18 protein-coding genes are annotated in these 19704 nt (G+C 38.9%); 2 read left to right on the top strand and 16 right to left on the bottom strand.

All coding sequences use genetic code 11. The annotated features are described in order from the left end of the window. Position 1: 1 nt before the first annotated feature. The 5 genes from MTO68_RS18890 to MTO68_RS18910 form a co-directional block, all read right to left on the bottom strand. A complete protein-coding gene (locus tag MTO68_RS18890) occupies positions 2-808 on the bottom strand; it encodes a class I SAM-dependent methyltransferase (protein WP_244016004.1) in 807 nt (268 codons plus the stop codon). Between the two features lie 5 nt (positions 809-813). Continuing rightward, positions 814-1638 carry an undecaprenyl-diphosphate phosphatase gene (locus MTO68_RS18895; protein WP_004817618.1) on the bottom strand — a complete coding sequence of 275 codons (825 nt, stop codon included), beginning with the start codon at positions 1636-1638 and terminating at the stop codon, positions 814-816. Between the two features lie 32 nt (positions 1639-1670). Continuing rightward, positions 1671-2336, bottom strand: a complete 666-nt coding sequence (gene tsaB, locus MTO68_RS18900; RefSeq protein WP_004817620.1) for a tRNA (adenosine(37)-N6)-threonylcarbamoyltransferase complex dimerization subunit type 1 TsaB — start codon at positions 2334-2336, stop codon at positions 1671-1673. A 168-nt stretch (positions 2337-2504) separates the two neighbouring features. Continuing rightward, a complete protein-coding gene (locus MTO68_RS18905; RefSeq protein ID WP_244013942.1) occupies positions 2505-3038 on the bottom strand; it encodes a gamma carbonic anhydrase family protein in 534 nt (177 codons plus the stop codon). A 59-nt stretch (positions 3039-3097) separates the two neighbouring features. Next, positions 3098-3712 (bottom strand): CoA pyrophosphatase, encoded by a 615-nt coding sequence (locus MTO68_RS18910; protein WP_004817626.1) that lies wholly within the window; start codon positions 3710-3712, stop codon positions 3098-3100. 125 nt (positions 3713-3837) lie between these two features. On the opposite strand from MTO68_RS18910, the gene MTO68_RS18915 reads away from it, so the two are divergent. Then, positions 3838-4386, top strand: coding sequence for an NUDIX hydrolase (locus tag MTO68_RS18915; RefSeq protein WP_034613876.1), 549 nt, complete (start codon positions 3838-3840; stop codon positions 4384-4386). A 106-nt stretch (positions 4387-4492) separates the two neighbouring features. Here the strand turns inward: MTO68_RS18915 and MTO68_RS18920 are convergent, their stop codons facing one another. The 6 genes from MTO68_RS18920 to MTO68_RS18945 form a co-directional block, all read right to left on the bottom strand. After that, positions 4493-6439 (bottom strand): hypothetical protein, encoded by a 1947-nt coding sequence (locus MTO68_RS18920; protein WP_244013944.1) that lies wholly within the window; start codon positions 6437-6439, stop codon positions 4493-4495. 10 nt (positions 6440-6449) lie between these two features. Next, entirely contained in the window at positions 6450-7739 is a 1290-nt protein-coding gene (filE, locus tag MTO68_RS18925; protein ID WP_244013945.1) for a putative pilus assembly protein FilE, read from the bottom strand. Then, positions 7739-9403 carry an outer membrane protein transport protein gene (locus MTO68_RS18930; RefSeq protein ID WP_004817633.1) on the bottom strand — a complete coding sequence of 555 codons (1665 nt, stop codon included), beginning with the start codon at positions 9401-9403 and terminating at the stop codon, positions 7739-7741. The genes filE and MTO68_RS18930 overlap by 1 nt, the downstream gene beginning before the upstream one ends. A gap of 13 nt (positions 9404-9416) precedes the next feature. Continuing rightward, positions 9417-10643 carry a hypothetical protein gene (locus MTO68_RS18935; protein WP_004723711.1) on the bottom strand — a complete coding sequence of 409 codons (1227 nt, stop codon included), beginning with the start codon at positions 10641-10643 and terminating at the stop codon, positions 9417-9419. Positions 10644-10697: 54 nt separating this feature from the next. Next, positions 10698-11531, bottom strand: a complete 834-nt coding sequence (locus MTO68_RS18940) for a C39 family peptidase (RefSeq protein WP_034613839.1) — start codon at positions 11529-11531, stop codon at positions 10698-10700. A gap of 209 nt (positions 11532-11740) precedes the next feature. Beyond that, on the bottom strand, positions 11741-12667 hold the full coding sequence (locus tag MTO68_RS18945) for a DUF6160 family protein (protein WP_244013947.1): 927 nt from the start codon (positions 12665-12667) through the stop codon (positions 11741-11743). 264 nt (positions 12668-12931) lie between these two features. On the opposite strand from MTO68_RS18945, the gene MTO68_RS18950 reads away from it, so the two are divergent. Continuing rightward, entirely contained in the window at positions 12932-14275 is a 1344-nt protein-coding gene (locus MTO68_RS18950) for an anthranilate synthase component I family protein (RefSeq protein WP_244013949.1), read from the top strand. Here the strand turns inward: MTO68_RS18950 and hisC are convergent. The 5 genes from hisC to murA all read right to left on the bottom strand — a co-directional run bounded on the left by hisC (position 14272) and on the right by murA (position 19698). Continuing rightward, on the bottom strand, positions 14272-15369 hold the full coding sequence (gene hisC / locus MTO68_RS18955) for a histidinol-phosphate transaminase (RefSeq protein ID WP_244013951.1): 1098 nt from the start codon (positions 15367-15369) through the stop codon (positions 14272-14274). The genes MTO68_RS18950 and hisC overlap by 4 nt on opposite strands. Positions 15370-15544: 175 nt before the next feature. After that, positions 15545-16846 (bottom strand): histidinol dehydrogenase, encoded by a 1302-nt coding sequence (hisD, locus tag MTO68_RS18960; protein ID WP_244013953.1) that lies wholly within the window; start codon positions 16844-16846, stop codon positions 15545-15547. Between the two features lie 128 nt (positions 16847-16974). Continuing rightward, positions 16975-17637, bottom strand: coding sequence for a DUF4272 domain-containing protein (locus MTO68_RS18965; RefSeq protein ID WP_244013955.1), 663 nt, complete (start codon positions 17635-17637; stop codon positions 16975-16977). Positions 17638-17738: 101 nt separating this feature from the next. Then, a complete protein-coding gene (hisG, locus tag MTO68_RS18970; protein ID WP_056515646.1) occupies positions 17739-18434 on the bottom strand; it encodes an ATP phosphoribosyltransferase in 696 nt (231 codons plus the stop codon). 4 nt (positions 18435-18438) lie between these two features. After that, positions 18439-19698: a UDP-N-acetylglucosamine 1-carboxyvinyltransferase gene (murA, locus tag MTO68_RS18975; RefSeq protein WP_004817645.1), complete on the bottom strand. Its 1260-nt coding sequence runs from the start codon at positions 19696-19698 to the stop codon at positions 18439-18441. Positions 19699-19704 lie beyond the last annotated feature (6 nt).

The raw sequence follows: 19704 nt of genomic DNA on the forward strand, positions 1-19704 counted from the left end.
ATTACTCAATAAGATTGCTGTTAAAATAGGCATCAAAACGACAAGCATCACCTTGCCATTGATGATCGGTTACCTGATCATTTAAAAATACAGCCAGTCTAGGACGTTTTACCACAACTCGCTTGGCAATTTGCCGCGCTAAGACTAAAAGATGATCGCCTAAATCCATTTCACCATCTTCAGGTAAAAGCATGTGTAAGAGCTGCATTTGCTTTTTCACTTGTGCCTGTTTTTTAATGGCTTGCTGATTTTGATCCCGCTGCGGAAACATCGGATCTAAATAAACAACATCGACAGTTTGATGCGTGATGATCAATTGTTGTAAATATTCAGCTGAATCAGAAAAAACCAAATCAATACGTTCAACAACTTTGGCTAAAAACGGATCGTTTTCCAGCTGTTTTTTTGAATCTTCCAGTAAGGTAAATAAAATTGGATGACGTTCAATCAGGGTTACTTTCGCCCCTAAGTGTGCCATCAATAATGCGTCATGCCCTAGACCAGCAGTTGCATCAATTAAATTGGGTTTTTCTGAAATATTACATGCCCGTGCAATCATTTCAGATTTTAAAGTTGCACGTTTTAAACGTGGGATCTCAGCTTTCCAATCAGGCTGCATTTTCATGCCATTGGCACACAGGCTTAACCCTTGTTCATCAACACACAAGGCAAGTTCAGGATTCAGTCTTAAAAACCGTGCATTGAGTTTTTCAATCGTTGCAATGTTTACCACGACACCACGTAAAGAAAGCACAGTTTGGTAGGACTGTGCTTTCTCAAAAAATGTGGATTCAGTAAATAAGCGAATTTCGCTTACCATAATTTCCAACCTGTTAATGCAAACAATAAAATCAACAAACCTGAAGCAATACGATACCAAGCAAAGACCATGAAATCACGCTTAGAAACATAAGCCACCAAAACACGGATCAAAATTAAAGCAGAAACAAAAGAAACAATTAGCCCCACAAAGAATACGGTCCAATCTTGCGTTGTTTCATAAATATGGTAATTTTTAAAAAGATCTAATAAGCCTGCACCAACAATAACAGGTATACCGAGGAAGAACGAAAATTCGGTTGCAGCCTTACGCGATACACCCAGCATCATGCCACCAATAATGGTTGCACCTGAACGTGAAGTCCCTGGAATAAGCGCCAATACCTGAATTAAACCAATATAAATTGCTTCTTTAATCGAGATATTTTCCACTTCAACCGCATTGACTTTTGGTGGATTTTTTTCAACCCACCAAATGATTAAACCACCGACGATTAAACCAATCGCCACAGAAATATCATTAAACAACAACTCTTTTACGATATCTCCAAAGGTTAAGCCAACCAGCATAATTGGAATAGAAGCTGCAATAATACTGACTCCAAGATGACGCCCTTTCGGCTCACCTGAAAATAGACCGATTGCTGCGCCCCAAAGCTTGCCCCAATACTCATAAATCACCGCAGCGATTGCGCCCATTTGAATAGCAACGACAAATAAGTCACTCTTTTCTTTGGTCCAGAAATTCATGAGCTCAGATGCAAGAATTAAATGCCCTGTACTTGAGATAGGTAAGAATTCGGTAATACCTTCAACAATACCCATAATGGCTGCTTTGAGTAGCAGTAAAAGATCCATTGTGAAATCCTAAAAATTAAAGCGAAAAACGATTATGGTTTACCTTGTTCTGGAATTTTCTTCCATGCATTATCACGTAAATATACAGGTAAAGCTTGTTCTGCACTGAACCATTGCTTTTGCAGTGCATTTTGACGCGCAATTGTGGCGATATCATTGGCAGAAGCAGTAATCTGCTGAAACGCGATTGCCTCTACATTCACCAAAGCTGAACCTGAACCGATCAAGGTATATTTTTGATATTCTGCAGCGTGTTGATAGTCTAATAATTTTTCTTCGTCTACAAGTTGCATAATGTTATTTTGGTCAAGCTTAAAACTTGCCATATAAACTTCTTGCATACGTGCATCTAAAACTGCGGTGACTTCAGTCAATTGGGCTTGCTGATAAGCAGCTTGCGCCAACGCTTGCAAGGTTGAAACTGGAATCACAGGAATATCATTTGCCCAGGCTAAAGCTTGAGTCACTGCGGCATTGATACGTACACCACTAAATGAACCTGGTCCACGGCTAAATGCAATTGCAGTCAAGTCTTTACTGGAGATTTGATTTTGCTCAAAACCTTGCTCAATCATCGGCAAAATGGTTTGAGTTTGTGCTTTTGCTCGCGTATCAAGTTGAAAATAGAGTGTTTGAGTTTCATCAACAATCGAAACGGAACACTGCTCATTGGCAGTTTCCAATGCCAGCAATTTCATGCACAACCTTACTGTGTTAAAAATGCTGCCTATGATACTCCACTCATTTCAATAGCGCGAGGGCTTAGAGATAAAGCCTGCTAGATAAAATCCATTAGATCAAAATAATCCATAAAAATGCCAAGACATTGTGCTTGGCATTTAAGTGATAATTTTAAAACCACGACTTTAATCAAATTTAAATTCTTCTAAATCAATAAAATTCTTGTAATGGGCAGCATAGTGCAAGGCACTCATTTTTAATAAATTCTCCGCATTCTCATCCAAAGTTCGCACGACTTTACCCGGTGAACCCACGACCAAGGAATTATCGGGAATAACTTTACCTTCTGGAATCAAACTATTTGCACCGATGATACAATTTTTACCAATTACAGTATGATTTAAAACCACGGCGTTAATACCAATTAGACTGTTATCGCCTATCGTACAACCATGCAACATGGCTTGATGCCCAATGGTTACATAATCACCAACGGTTAATTCAATCCCAGTATCTGTATGTAAAACGGCATTTTCTTGAACATTACTAAAATTCCCAATATGAATTTTGGCATTGTCAGCACGAATGACTGCACCAAACCAGACACTGACTTGTTGCCCCAGTTCAACCTGACCAATCACTGTCGCATTATCCGCAATCCAACCATCAAAAGGTGCATGCAATGCTTTTGGCACAAAACCTTTAAATTTATACATCATGGTATTACATTCCTTTGAGATATTTTAAGAGCATTGGTTTTGATCATAGCTTTTCAGCATTATTTTTTATTGAATATCTGTGATTTAAAAGATGGCGAGTTCAATAAAAATGGCCAATTTTTTTGATAATCCAAACCATATTTAAATAACGAAATCAAAATTCTGGCGGTTAGCCCCCAAATGATTTCATTTTCAATTCTTAGACTGGGAAAATACACCGATTGATGTGCCAAACGTACTTCATAAGGAATAGGCTGTGATTCCATCATTTTTTTAATCGGGGCATAGAATATACGATCAATTTCACTCGGCTGAGCAATCAACTGAATATCTGGAGGAATTAATCCAACTACAGGTTTTACTGTCAATCCACTTTTCGCCCGTTCCATGGGTAAATCACCAATCAGCTTGACATCAAAGGGATTGAGTGCGGTTTCTTCCCATGCTTCTCGCAAAGCCACAACGATATTACTGGTATCATTTGGATCACGTTTTCCACCTGGAAAGGAAACTTCTCCAGCATGATTTGATAAGTAGGCAGAGCGTCTCGTCAGTAAAATTTTAGGATCAGCTTCTTGAGTAATTGCAATCAGTACTGCGGCATTGGCCGGATAGGTTCTTTTGCCAAAACGTAATCGATTTTGCAATACTTGGGTTAGCTCATCATCCTTCATTGATCTCACTCTATCTTTTTTGTTCTCGTTCTATCATATAGGAAATTTTATCGATAAGGCTATAAATGATGCGAAAGTAGAATTTTTCAGTTATGCTGAGTTATCTCACATTTTTAATGAAGCTTATGAGTTTTTGCAGTGCTTGTGGTCATCCAACCATAGAAAAAATTCCTTTAGGTGATCAAAAAATCCGTAAAGTTTGTACACACTGCGGCACCATTCATTATGTTAACCCTAAAGTGATTTGTGGCGCTTTGGCGATCTGGGAAAATAAAGTTTTGCTTTGTCGCCGTGCAATAGAACCACGTTATGGACTATGGACCTTACCTGCTGGTTATATGGAACTTTTTGAAACCATGGAACAAGGTGCAGCACGCGAAACACGTGAAGAATCTGAAGCTGAGGTTGAAATTGAACAACTTTACTGCATGTATAATATTCCACGTATTGGGCAAGTTTATGTTTTGTTTAAAACACAAATAAAAGATGGTGTATTTGGTGCTGGTGAAGAAACCATAGAAAGTCGTTTATTTGAAGAACATGAGATTCCTTGGAACGATTTAGCTTTCCCAAGTGTAGAACGCACATTAAGACATTATTTTGAAGACCGTAAAACCAATACCTTTCCAATGCATCTTGAAACATTAGGCACCCGATTAGATCAGACAGGATAATCACAAATAGATATTGCTTCGACCAATGGTTGAGCATTAAAAATATGAGCACAAAAAAAGCCTCAATTCAAATCACTTGAATTGAGGCTTTTTTAATTAAGATAAATTACTTGGTTTTAATGGTATAACACTGCGGTAAGCTTACAGTTAAAGTCCCTGATAAACGCTTTGCTAGCTCTTTTTGCTCAGGAGTGGTCTTATCCTTATTGGCCTCTATATTGTTATAAACTGACTGATAAAATGCATGCAAATTTACCCATGTTGCAGTAATCGTCTTATCCCCATCCCAACTGGTAATATTGACACCATTATTTGTATTTTGCTCATTGATTAATCGTTGTAGGTTTAAGCGTATACCGCCAGAGGAAACTGAAGCATTGGCTATTTCTTCTGCAGATGTACCACTGGTTGGTCGAACAACTAATGTTTCATTTAAACCGGCTAATGCACCATCAAGACTACCAAATACAGGATTGGCCAAAATCATACGAAGTGTAATCGACTTTTCAACATTACCATTTATATAAGCTGTACCCGTAGTACCAATACGATATTGTTGTACCCCTGTTTCTTTATCAATATAAGTGTTTGGATCTACATCAGCACATGTATCTGAATTTAACGCACTATTTTTACCTAAATTGGTGCGGATATCTCCATTTTCATCAATCACAATACCGAGTGTTTGGGTATTTGGATTAACTTCTTTGTTATCAAAAGCAAATGTAATATTCGCATACAGTGGGAAATAGTATTTTTCACCAGCTTTTACTGTATTTTTAGTGAGGAAAACTTTTCGGTCTAAATAATTGGCAGGATTGGTTTTATAAATATCGATTCCACCAGAAAGCTGATCAGCATTTAAAGTTTGACGCCATTTCCCATATATCGTTGGATCCGCAGGTGCCGTAGTTGCACCCGTTGTTCGCTTATACATATATTCAGTACCAGCGACATTGGTATTATTCAGCAAAGCACCCTGAAAAATTTCAAGTTTATCCGTTGAACTTTGATCTTTTTTAAATACAAGTGGAGAGGTAATTTTACGGGTGAGTGGATTGATCCAACCTTGTTGACCATTTACATTGAGTTTTTGTGGAACAACCTGATTGAGCAATAAAAACTTTAACAGTGAGTCAGCAATTGTACTGCCTTCTACTTTTTGAGGTACACCAACCCATTGCATTGCATAACCTGAGGTATAACCTTGACGGTCAGTGACTAAATACATATTGGCGATAGATTCATTCTTGGTGCTTAATTCACTTTTACCTGTAAAGCCCTGAATATCAACATTTGCACCACTGAAAATAAGGAAGTTTGTTGAATAAATATTTACCAATGATTGTTGAACCAAGCGTTGCGCAGTCGCGACTGCAGAAGCTTCATCAACCGCTTCAATATTGACCCACGGTTTTAATTTTTCAACATAGCTACCATTGATAAAATCAGCCACCCCAACATCTGTATTGACTGTTGTTAAATTATTTTTAATATTATCTGTTAACTCAAGGGGTTGTACATCGCCAACCTGATTGGCATCCTGCTCCAACCCAATCGCTTGGAAAACGCGAACCAATCCAACCATTACTTTAAATGTCTCATCACTCATGGTCATACTGGTTGGTTCTTTACCAGTCATAGCAGTTGCAATATCAATCAAACCAATTGCAGCAGGTTGACCACGCACTTTTAAAGGGCGTACTTTTGCTAAGTCAACATCACCTAAAACAATTTTTCTTTCCGATTGAGAACCTTTTATATAAAATTTTGCTTTATCGCCAATTAAACAGCCACCAAGTGCCAAACCACCTTCTAGTTTAGTCGCATAATGATTTCTGGTATCTGTACTACAATCAAAATTTAAACCATCCACTGGATAGTCAACATAAAAACCTAAACATTTTTCTGTAGAATCTGCATCACAACCATTTGAATAGGTTGGAATACCTTTATTTGGGTCTTCATTGACTGTTGCACTTTCACCACCGCACCCTGCGAGTGCTAGGCCTAAACTTGTTAAAACTAAAGGGGCGAATAATCTTTTTTTCATATCTTCATCCTTACTGAATTACACTCAGCTTAATTTGTCCATGATTTGTTAATTGCTTATTTTCCACATCTAATGCTGAGGATAGTGGTGTTAAAAATAGATATACAGCTTGATCAGGTTTTCTTAAAACGCCTTCCATAGCCGCATATTGTAAATTATTGTCGTGGGATTCTTCATTTTTAAAACCACTTACACCTTCGAGGACACAACCTTGTCCATCTAAAAATACCACCAAAGGCCAATAATAACTTTGAAGCTTTGAAGAAGATGCATAGGATGTTAATAAAATATTTTGCACTTGAGAATCTAATTTCACGACTTCATAAGCAAAAGTCTCTTTGATTGGTGCAACTGGCCACAAGCCAACTTCTTGATTTTTTATGGATAAATCTTTTGCTTTAGTTATTTTTTTACCAGAAAAACACGCTTGTTCTAAATTATGAACAACCTCATCTTTAGGTAAACGAAAGTAGCTTGATGATAAAACAACTGGCTTTTTTTCTTTCGATTCTGAATTGCCACGAATACTATTTAAAAGGCTCTTACTTAAACCTTTTTGCCGTTCGATGGTTTCATAACGACCATGCACTGCGCCGATCTCAGGCGTCATATAAAATCTTTTTTTACCTTCTAAATTGAATTCACGATCTTCTAAATACTCATTATTGACATATTGTTCACCATCAATAACTGTGAAATGCTGATCTTCTATCGTTTGAGTACTTTTCGGGGCAACTTCTTTATTGGTCTTGACCGCAGATTGGTCTACTGGCGTTATTTTCTCTAGTTTCTCAACCTTATTGGTTTGTTGAGTAATATCAGCGGGCTGCTGTGGCGGTTTTTCCACAACAAGCTGAGGTACTATCGTCTGTGACGCTGGTGCTAAAGGCTGATCTGGTATCTGAACAGGGCTTTGAATTTTAGCTTTATGCTCCATTAAAGCGGATTGCCGTGCAGGCTGAGCAGTAGTAACCGCTGATGGCGTATTTTTAGGCGCCCTCTCTTTTTGACTTTGTTTAACGATGGCTGGAGCTTCTATTACTGGTACATTAGGCTTGGCAGCTTGAGTCTCTTGTATTTGTTTGACTTCTTGTATTGGTTTAACGTCTTGTACTGGTTTATTTTTTTGCTTTACATCTACTTTTGGAGCTGCTTCAGGTTTCTGAACAATCATTGGATGTCCATCAGGGCCAATAATTGTATAAAAATTGGCAGCATAAGAAATTGATGTGGCTAGACTAAAACTTAAAGCTAGCCACAAAGAAGTTACGACTGTTTTTTTTCCAACATTCAAACGCATTACCATCTCGTTCTGTAGTTAAGCCCTAGAATTGTAACTTTTGTATTGGTCTTTACATTTAAACCAGCATATGGGTTGAGTAACAAGTTATCCACCCCTGTTTTATTGGCCAAACTACTGCTGTTTGCTGGAATATTATCTCGGCTACGCAAGAAACCGATCGATAAGTCAATATCACTATCTTCATCAAAACGATAACCTAAACCTAAACCAAATAATTGCGCATTGTTAATCGGCACCATGGTATTCCGTTTATCATCGGGGATCGCACTAGCACGAGGTTCATAACCAGCACGAAGTTTTAGACGATCATTTGCTGAATACTCAATACCAATTCCCCAGCTCCACGGTGATTGAAAGCCGAGTGGAAAAGCCAGTGAGGTATCTGTGACTTGATTGGATAATAATTTAGCAATTTTTAATGCTGAAATTTGTCGATCAAATTCAAACTGAAACTTTTCCCATGCTTTAAAGTCGGTCCAGCCCACATCAAAATTCACCTGTAAATCAGGTAAAATTTTATATTTTATACCGGTTTGAAAATGAGCAGGATATTCCAAATCCATTGAAATCAAACCTGATTCGGTCGGTGGAATATAGCCTGGAAAACCTAAAATCGCCGCAAGAATTTGACCTGTTGCTGAAGAGTTCAAGCCTTTTATAAGCTCGCGTGGTGCGTTGGCATTGTCGATAAAATATTTACCTTTCATACGCATTTTGGCGGAACTTTGATAGACCATACCAAAACCGAAGTTTTCTGTAGGTTCCCACATTAAACCTAAGTTATAACTTGGGCTTAAACTCTGCTCAAGACTCACCTGCATTTTGCCGAATTGACCAAATGGGTTCATGCCCTCATCTGCATTACAAATACCAAATAATATAAGGTCAGTAATCACATTCGAGTTATTTCGGAAAGGCCCACAAACAGACTCATCAATCAATCGTAGAACACCGATCATTTCATTTGGAAATCGCAGATCAGTTTTTAATGCCATTGCGTTATATGACATCCCGATCGAAGCACCAATAGACAATTCATCGCTGACTTGATATGCAATAGATGGAGACAAATAGGTTATACGCTCAATGGCAACTTGCTGCCCCATATAGTTACCTGGGTTACCATCTTCTGAGCCAAAACCTGCCACCATTGGTGCATATACAGCAGTTGCATAGGTCAATTTTGAGCCTGGAGGATTATAAGAAATCCCTCCCGTTGGCGCTAACACTGGCCAGCCAGGTCCCAAATCCACGACTTTCTTTAGAATGGGAATATATAAACTTGCATACTCTACATCGCCACGAACTGAATCTTTATAATCTGTACAAAGGCCCGAAGGATTATCTGGTGCATCATTACAGATCAGTGGATCATCAGAATAACCAAATACGTTATAACCTGGTGGCGCAGAAAATTCACGTTGTATATCAAAGTTTGCAACAATCCCTTGTACGTCAGTTTGTAAGCCTTTGAGTTTAGTTAATGCTGCGGGGTTAAAATGAATCGCACTAATTCCAGGTGGGTCTGCAGTTACTGCATTCCCCATGGTTAGTGAGCGTATATCAACCGATAGGTTAAGTCCTAACGCCGCAAATACTTGAGTTGAACACCCTGTTAATAAAATCGCTGTAACTAATGGGCGCAAACGTATGTTTTTCATACTTTACACTCCTTTAGTTCGCTTTCTTCTTACCAAAGCCTAAAATATCCAATGGGAAAGATAGACCAAGCGAAATATCTGGTGAGTCTTCAGTTAAGCCGATCCCCAATGTACCATTGACAATCGTATCTGGATTGACACGCACCCCTAGAGCAATGGAAAACATCCCGCTAGATTGGTCAGCTGCTTTATATGAATCTGCAAGTCCCGCTGTAGGTCTATACTTAAACGAAGTATTCATATTAAATGATTGTTGGTATGACATGGTCATCGAAACATCATAGTTAAATGAATAAGCAAAACCAAAAGAGAAACCACCGGTCATACCAGGATCAAATTCTTCTAAAACGCGTTGATAGGTCTGATCACCACCTTGACCATTGGCATTGCCCCCACCACGCACTTGATTTAAGCCAGTTTCTTTAAATCCATAATTGGCAGAGACCGATGCAAACAATACAACAGGATCAATATATTTACGGGTACTTGCGCCAACACCTACAGAATAATAGCCTTTACCTGTTGAAAGGTCTTTTTCTGGGTTTATCTCATATGGACTATCACCTGTCTTGGTAGATAAGCTACCAAATAAAATAAGTGGTAAACGCCCTGCTTTCAGCGGGAACGGTTCCCAACGTGCACCAAAGTTAATATCCCCTAAGCCCGCAGCCGTGGCATCTTTTAAGCTATCTGATTTAGCAATAAATGGAATAGATGCGGTAAAGGTTAAATTATCACGTATCCCGTACTGTGCAGTAAAAGTATTACTAATGGTATGACTTGCATCTTCATCAACACGAAGTTGATAAGCTGTGCCTTCGTTAATTCCTAAATTTAATTGCGAATCACGATAGTAAGAATAATCTAAATCATAAAAAGTTGAGAACTCACCCTTTTTAATTAAAGAGTATTGACGTTCATTGGATGTAAAAACTTCTTGTAAATTGGTTTCTTGAGAAGCATCACCTTCTTTCTTCTGCAATGCTTCTGCAGCTTGTGTACCTGGTTTAGGTGCTAAAGATTTTGTTTCATCTTTATTAATTTTGACATCTTCTGTAGCCTGTGCAACATCTGCAACTGGAGCTGTTTGACTGCTGGTTGCAGAACTGGCATTGTCTGTACTCGCAGCCTGATCTGCTACGACATCCGCACTTGCCTCTGTTTCAGCTGCATATAAACTTCCAATTGCAAACTGAATACTCACTGCAAGTAAAGTCCGTTTCATCCATTGATTATTCATATTCTTCCTATTCCAAAAATTCCAATTCAGTTATGTAATTTTTTAATCCATCTTTTACTTACGTTTATAATAGAGTCGCATATAAGATGTAATTGGCTGATTGTATGTTGCAGACTTGGTATCTTGGTCAATCACCTTACGCATTGTCGAAGCCTTATCTGCTAATTTATTGGTATAATCTGTTGAATATTGCGCTTCAACTAAAGCATAACGATTGATTGTTGCATCATCGACATGACGCATATCTGCATCTTGTAGTGCCAACAAGTTACGTTGTTGATCTTTTGGCGCATTGATCACAAATAAGGTGTTATTTTCCCAAATTTGCTTAAATCGCTCTTGATCAAAACTGATATTCCCCAAGGCTGGATCTGCCACATAAACACGCCCATCTTTATAAGCTTTAAACACAACAAAATGTTTAAAACCCGCATAAGAAATTGGCACAATCACCGGTTGATTTTGATTGATTAGGTCTGTGAACTCACCTCTATAACCACCGCTTTCATATCCAATTGCAGCAACAAAACGCTTCATATCCAACAATGAAAAACTTCGCCGCTCAATAATGCGGTTGTATTCTCCAAACCGTAATAAGCCTTCCATGGTTTGCTGCTCAGTTAAATTTGTCCCAACATAGCCATTTAACAATGTTGTTAACGCAGCAGAACCGCAACTATAGTCATATCCTTGACGTACGATGCCACGGAATTGGTTTTCTAAGGCGGGTTTAACATGCACCATTTCACGATGATTACGTGTAAATGATTTATCTCTGGAATCCGCAAGCTCAGTGTAGTAAATCGCATCCTTTGGCTTGGGCTTCACATCTAAGGCGTGGTTGGCAAAATAATACATTAATGCCGAACCTAAAGTAATTTCTATCATAATTTTAACTATCAAGTGTCGGCAGTATTTTGCCTAAAGTGCTGATTTTATTTTTAGAGTGAACACTCTACGTCCCTGTGATTATGAAGATAACGGTTTTTGAAAAAAAAAACAGTCTTTTTTTCAACTTTTGTCGCTTTTTCTCAGCTTTTTTGTAAAAAAAAGACGCATGCTTTGCATGCGTCTTTTTTAAGATTTTAATTCTAGGCTTAGTGACCAGAAATCGACAGTTTTACACCATTTGCTGTTGCTGAACCGCCATTAAAGAATTTCATGCCTGTAATCGCAACATCACCAATCGAACCCGAACCAGTTCCTGTACCAGCGGTTCCAGGCGTACCTGGAACAAAGCCATTACCACCACCCAATACAACTTTAGTAAGGTAAATATCTGTACCTGTTGTACTTTTCATTGCAGTTACAGCCAAACCTTTCGTTGTAACCGCAACATCAGCATCTAAAGCCAAATTAGCTGAACCACTGTCAGTCACTTTTATGCCACCCAGTACGATATAACCACCACCTGCTCCAGAAGCATCTTTCAAGGCCAAGTTACTGATTGATAAACCACCAATCATCGAACCATTCAGTTTAATCATTGCACCTTGAGGTGTATTACCCAATTGAATATTTGCAGTAGTAGAACCTACATTCACAGTCAAGCCACTTAAAATTTCAGCTGATCCAGCATCAGGTTTATATGCACCTGCTGAACCTGTAACATTATTCACTTCAAATTTGCCTAACTCAATTTTTAATGCATTAATTGCAGCAGCGACATTTAAGAATGGTGTACCAGTAGCACCGGCGGTAGCACTACCATCAGTATCAATAACCAAATCAGCTAAATTACCTGTACCGGTTTTAGTTACAACCACATTATTTAAAGTAATTGCACCTGCTTTGCCTGAACCACCAGAACCAGCAGTAACACCAGGAGTACCTGTAGCAGCTAAACCATCACCATCAAAAACATGTAGTTTTGCAATTTCAATTTTATCTGCATCGATACCAATACTGATACCATCCTGACCAGTCGTAGCACTTAGCGCAGCATCATCCATTGCTTGCATTGCCATTGCGTTTGAACTCATAGCCACTGCGGAAACTAAAGCAAGTTTAGTAAATAATTTCATAATCTGTACTCTCCCAAGAGCATTTTTTTTCATTTTTAACCACTCTCCATAGTTCCCTGTTGTTTTTAGTTGTTTTACAACCTAGAACACCAATCCTTGAGTAGTCCGTTTTGCCCTTTTAAATTAACGGTATGTTACTTTTTGTTCAACTGCTGTTTATCAAAAACCCAATTAAACCGATAAACGGTAAACACTTTTATAAGTGCTATTTTCAGGTAGAATAGTGCCTTACAAACCCTTTTTGCGCTTGAGTTAAACCTCCCTATGTTTCGGAAGTTATTAGATTTTCCATCAAATAGCACTGCAGATTTATTACACCGTCTTGACTCATTATTCGGTTGTATCTATTTAAAAAACGCGGGTGAAGACATTGTTGCTTTTTCACCTGAACAATACTGTATCTCAACCCAGCAACAACTTTATCGTTATACCAGAAATCATTTTACCCATTATCAAAAAGATAAAAGCGATCCTCATTTAAAACACTTCTTTAACTTCACCGCTCAATCGGCTCCGAAACAGCACAGTTTTCAGGGTGGATATATGGGTTTTATTGACTATAACTATGCCAGTCAGCAATATGTTGATGCTCAAACCAAATCTCAGCCCAATTTTTACATGGGTATTTATAAAACATTTATCAAACGAGAAAATGAACAATTCTTTTTTTATAGTTTAGAAGTCTGTGCAGAAGAGTTTTTCAACTTTATACAAGATTTATTAACCACACCCGTCACTCAGTATCAACGCTTTAAACTTTTATCAAGCTGTACTGCGACGTGGACAAAACCACAATATGATCATGCATTTACACAAGTTCAAGAATATATTAAAGCGGGTGACTGCTATCAAATTAATTTAACTCAGGAATTCACTGCAAAAGCTCACGGTTTACTTTTAGATACTGCCGAAAAGTTTTGGACACTCACAGATGCTCCCTATTCGGGTTATTTAAAAATCAATGATTTTGAATTACTGAGTTGCTCACCTGAGTTATTTATTGATTTCGAAGCTGAGCATAAAATTATCACCAAACCCATTAAAGGGACAATGCCGCGTTATGACGATCCAACTTTAGATGCACAATCAAAAAATGCTTTGATTCAGTCTAAAAAAGATCAAGCAGAGAATGTCATGATTGTGGACTTATTACGCAATGATCTCAGTGTCTATGCTGAAACTGGCTCAGTAAAAACCCCAAAATTGTTTAATATTGAATCTTTTAACCAAGTACACCATATGGTGAGTGAGGTGACTGCCACCCTAAAACCAGATGTCAATCCATTTGAGGTCTTATTTACAGCATTGCCGGGTGGTTCAATTACTGGTGCACCCAAAATTCGTGCGATGCAAATTATTAAAGAACTCGAAAGTGCACCAAGAGGTGCTTATTGTGGTTCAATGGGCTATTTTAATTTTGATGGAACCGGCTCTTGGAACATTTTGATTCGTTCAATTCAAAAATATCAAGATGAAGTGTCATTGTGGGCAGGCGGTGGAATTACTATTGCTTCAGATTGTGATGCAGAATATCAGGAATGTTTTGATAAAGTTGCTGCCATGCTTGATTTACTCAATACATGGCATCAACCTCAACATGAATCCTAGACTAAAATCTCATGTTTTAACGTATCAACAAGGCGTTGATTTTGTTCATCTGTACCAATAGTAATACGTAAGAATTGATCAATACGTGGTTTATTAAAGTATCGAACAATAATGCCACGTTCACGCAACGCTTTCGCCAATTCACCAGCATCTTTTGAGGGTAAGCACGCAAAAATAAAGTTGGCTGAAGATGGTAATACTTTAAACCCAAGCGCCGCTAAATCTGCCACCAGTTTGTCACGACTCACAATGACTTTTTGACATTGTGTTACAAAGTATTCTTGATCTTCAAATGATGCGACAGCTGCAGCTATTGCAAAACGATCAATTGGATAGGAGTTAAAACTATTTTTAACAGCTTCCAATGCGGCAATCAAATGTGGCTGTGCAATTGCAAAACCAACGCGTAAACCCGCCAAAGAACGAGATTTTGAAGTCGTTTGGCAAACCACTAAGTTTTCGTACTTTTCAACCAGACTTACAGCTGATTCAGCACCAAAATCTACATATGCTTCATCAATCACAACCACCGAATCAGGGTTGGCTTGCAAGACCTGTTCAATTGCCGACAGCCCCAATGCAATACTGGTTGGCGCATTGGGGTTGGTAATGATAATCCCACCATTCGGCTGTTTATAATCAGCCACGTCAATTTCAAAAGCATCATTTAACGGCAAGATTTTAGTTTGGGTTGAAATTCCAAAAAACTGACTATAAACAGGATAAAAGCTATAGGTAATATCTGGGTATAGAATCGGTTTATCTTGAACAAAAAATGCTTTAAAAATATGGGCTAAAACCTCATCCGAACCATTACCAACAAAGACATTTGCGACATCTACATGTTGTTGTTTCGCAATCGCTTGTTTGAGTGCCGATGCATCTGGATCTGGATAAAGTCGCAATACATCTGCTGAATCTATAAGTACAGACTGAACCGCTGCAACCACTTTTGGCGATGGCGGATATGGGTTTTCATTGGTATTCAGTTTTAATAAGTTTTGGATTTTAGGCTGCTCACCTGGGACATACGGTTCTAATTCACGTACTTCAGGACTCCAAAAACGCATTTGCTCAGGGCTAATATTTGGCATTTTTATCTCGTATTTTTTCTCACTTGACTTACTTTATATAAGCGCTCTCACTCTAGGAGAGGGTTTGGGTATTTCAATAGAATCCCCAAACTAAGTCAGTTAAATTTTTACACCCTCATCCACACCCTCTCCCTAAGGGAGAAGGATTTTTTACGGATATTGGGCCATTGGTGAATTACTGATAACGATATCTTGCTGATCGGGCATGCGCATCTAAATTTTCTTGTTGTGCAAGAATATCTGCGGCCTTGGCAAGCGATTTTACCCCTTGCTCAGAACACATAATCAAACTTGAACGTTTTTGAAAATCATAAACACCCAAAGGTGACGAAAAGCGTGCTGTACCAGAAGTAGGTAAGACATGATTAGGCCCTGCACAATAATCACCAATCGCTTCTGGTGTATAGCGCCCCATAAAGATTGCACCTGCATGGCGAATACTTTCTGACATCTGCTCAGCGTCATCTAAGCACAATTCCAAATGCTCAGGCGCAACTTGATTAATCAAATCAATGGCTTCTTGGCGATCTTTAACCAAGACCAAAGCACCACGATTTGCAATCGAAGTTCGTGCAATTTCAGCTTTGGGTAGTGCAGCCAAATGTTCCTCAATGGCTTGCTCGACATCATTTAACAGCTGTTCATCAGGCGTAATAAAAATCGCTTGTGCAACCGTATCATGTTCAGCTTGTGACAAAACATCCATCGCTAACCATTTCGGGTCATTATGACCTTCTGCATAAACCAAAATTTCTGAAGGCCCTGCAATCATGTCAATACCGACTTGACCAAAAACAGCACGTTTTGCCGCAGCAACGAAACGGTTACCTGGTCCTGTAATTTTATCCACTGCTGGAATTGTTTCTGTTCCATAAGCCAGCGCGGCAACTGCTTGCGCACCGCCAATCGTAAACACACGACTTACGCCTGCTAAATAAGCAGCTGCCAATACCAAAGGATTTAAATCACCATTTGGCGCAGGTACCACCATAATAATTTCTGCTACCCCAGCCACATGCGCAGGTAAAGCATTCATCAGCACAGAGGACGGATAAGAAGCTAAACCACCTGGAACGTAAATACCAACACGGTCTAAAGGAGTAACTTTTTGACCCAGAGTATTTCCTAATTCATCCACATAAGACCAACCGTCTTGTTTTTGCACCTGATGGAATGAGCGAACCCGATTGGCCGCCAATTCCAAAGCTTCACGTACTTCTACGGTTAACCCCTCAAATGCAACTTTAAGTTGTTCTTGTGTCAGTTCTAAATCTGAAAATTGATGCGCTGGATGTCGATCGAACTGTTGAGTGAGTTTAAGTACATGTGCATCGCCATGTTGGCGTACATCTGCAATAATTTGGTCTACTGTTTTTAAAAGCTCAGGATCACTCACTGTTTCAAAAGCTAACAAGTCAGCAAAGACTTGTTTAAAGTTCTGCTCTTGAGTCGATAAACGTCGCATCAATTTACCCACAAGGTTGTTTAGGAAAGATTTAGTTTACCTTGTTTTGAGTATCTTGTGGGCAACATCACCGCAACATTTCAACTTACTTTAATAGGAAAGTTTGATTGCAAATCACTTTTGGCATAGCAAACTTTTATTTAGGTGCTCACATCTGGGTGATCCCAATCACTATCCGCCTGAATCAACCAGTTCAATGCACCATGCCGTTCCACAACAATAGATGAATTTAAATTTTCAGGTGCATCCTGTTGCTTTAAACGCGCATTTACACATGCCCAATCATAACGATAAATTAAATCAGCCTGATCTAAAATTTCTTCGCTATCCCGTAACTGTACTTTGGCCATAAATTCTGCATAGGTATCACACGACGATACAGCTTGAATGGCAAAATCACAATCAACGATATCTGCTGGATAACTCAACTCATCCACAATCCCCAAAGCCCATAACAATACCCAATAGGCCTCATATTTCCACACCATATTGATGATATCTTGTGCTGAAGCCTCACGCTTTAAAATTGCCTGTTCTTTCTCGGTTAAAGCATCTAGCACCTGCATTTTCTTCAAAATATCAAATACAAATAGCTGTGTTTCATCATCATATTGATCATTATTCAGATCACAAGCGACTTGAATCACCCATAAACAAGCAATCGCGCGTTTTGCAATCTGTTCTGCACTGCGTGCTTGAACATCTTCAGCAGCTTCGATCACAGGTAACCAGTCAATATAAGGAATTGAATACTTTTTAAGTTTTAAAATAGACTGTTCTTTACGTTGTTGAGGTGTTTTCATAAACTCTTTTTTTAAATCATGGATGGTTATTTTTTAACATAAATTGCATAAAAAAACCGCCTAAAATTAGACGGTATCTTTATCGAACAAACATGAATGAACTAATTGTTCTTTTGACGTTCTTCTACTGCTTTTTCAAGCTGAGTAAGAATCGGGTTTAATAATGTTTGCTTACGCTTAAAGCTGGCTTTATTGACAATTAAACGTGAAGATACTTTACAGATTTCTTCCAAAGGCTCTAGACCATTAGCACGCAAAGTATTCCCTGTATCCACCACATCGACAATATAATCACCCAAACCAACCAATGGCGCTAATTCCATTGAGCCGTAAAGTTTAATCACATCAACTTGCTCGCCTAAGCTCGCATAATATTGACGGGTTAAATTTACATACTTGGTGGCAATTTTTAAACGTCCTTTAGGGCGAACCATACCGACTTTACCAGCTGTCATTAATTTACAGTTAGCAATTTTTAAATCCAATGGTTCATAGACATTTTGAGCGCCATGTTCCATCAACACATCTTTACCCGCTACACCAATATCCGCTGCGCCATTTTCCACATAGGTTGGCACATCAGAAGCCCGCAAAATTAAAATACGAACGGATTTGTGTGTGGTTGGGAAAATTAACTTACGAGATTTATCAGGATCTTCCAATAAGTTAATTCCAGCAGTTTCAAGTAAAGGTAACGTTTCTTTTAAAATACGTCCTTTACTCAATGCCAAAGTTAAACCATGATCAAAATTGCCCATTACGTCAAAGTTTGGATCATCGTTTCTCATATCGCTCATTAACTTACTCGCTCACTCGCTTAATTTGGGCACCTAGACCTTGTAACTTTGCTTCGATATCTTCATAACCACGATCAATATGATAAATACGATCGATGATGGTTTCCCCTTCAGCAGCTAAAGCAGCCAAAACTAAAGAAAATGAAGCACGTAGGTCAGTTGCCATAACAGGTGCAGCAGATAATTTTTCCACACCTGTAACTACAGCATCATTGCCTTCAACCTGAATATTTGCGCCCATACGTGCTAATTCAGGTACATGCATAAAACGATTTTCAAAAATCGTTTCAGAAATTGTTGCAAAACCACGCCCAATGGCATTTACCGCCATGATCTGTGCTTGCATATCTGTTGGGAATTCTGGATGTGGCAAGGTACGGAAGCTGACAGCTTTCGGACGTTTCCCCAACATGTCCAATTCGATCCAGTCTTCACCGCGTGTGACTTCTGCACCCATTTCTTCAAATTTATCTAAAACAGATTCAAGAAGATTTGGATCAGTATGTGTGGTTTTGACCTTACCGCCAGTTATAGCCGCCGCTGCTAAATATGAACCAGTTTCAATACGGTCAGCAACCACTGAATATTCACAGCCATGTAGACTTTCAACACCAGTGACCACCAAGGTATCTGTATCTAAACCTTCAATTTTTGCACCCATTTTAATCAGCATTAGTGCAAGGTCTGTAATTTCAGGTTCGCGCGCAGCATTACGAATTGTTGTAACACCCTCTGCCAATACTGCTGCAGTTAAAATATTTTCCGTTCCACCGACAGTCACCATATCAAAGATGACTTCACCACCTTTTAAACGTCCATCCACTTTAGCGTGAACATAACCTGCTTCGACCTCAATTTGTGCACCCAAAGCTTCTAAGGCTTTTAAATGCTGATCAACAGGGCGTGAACCAATTGCACACCCACCAGGAAGTGAAACTTTTGCACTACCATAGCGCGCCAACAGCGGACCAAGCACCAAAATAGATGCGCGCATAGTTTTAACCAGTTCATAAGGCGCAAATTGATTATCCAGTGTAGAGGTATCTGCGATAACCGTTTCGCCCTCATAACTCATGGTGATACCTAAACCACCAATCAACTTAACTAAAGTGCGAACGTCTTTTAGATCTGGAACATTTTTTAATGTAATCGGTGTATCTGCAAGAATCATTGCAGCCAATAAAGGTAAAGCCGCATTTTTCGCACCAGAAATACGAACTTCACCTTCGAGTTTTACACCACCTTGAATGACAAATTTATCCATTGACGC

The organism is Acinetobacter sp. NyZ410 (assembly GCF_022828975.1).
Classification (GTDB): Bacteria; Pseudomonadota; Gammaproteobacteria; order Pseudomonadales; family Moraxellaceae; genus Acinetobacter; species Acinetobacter guillouiae.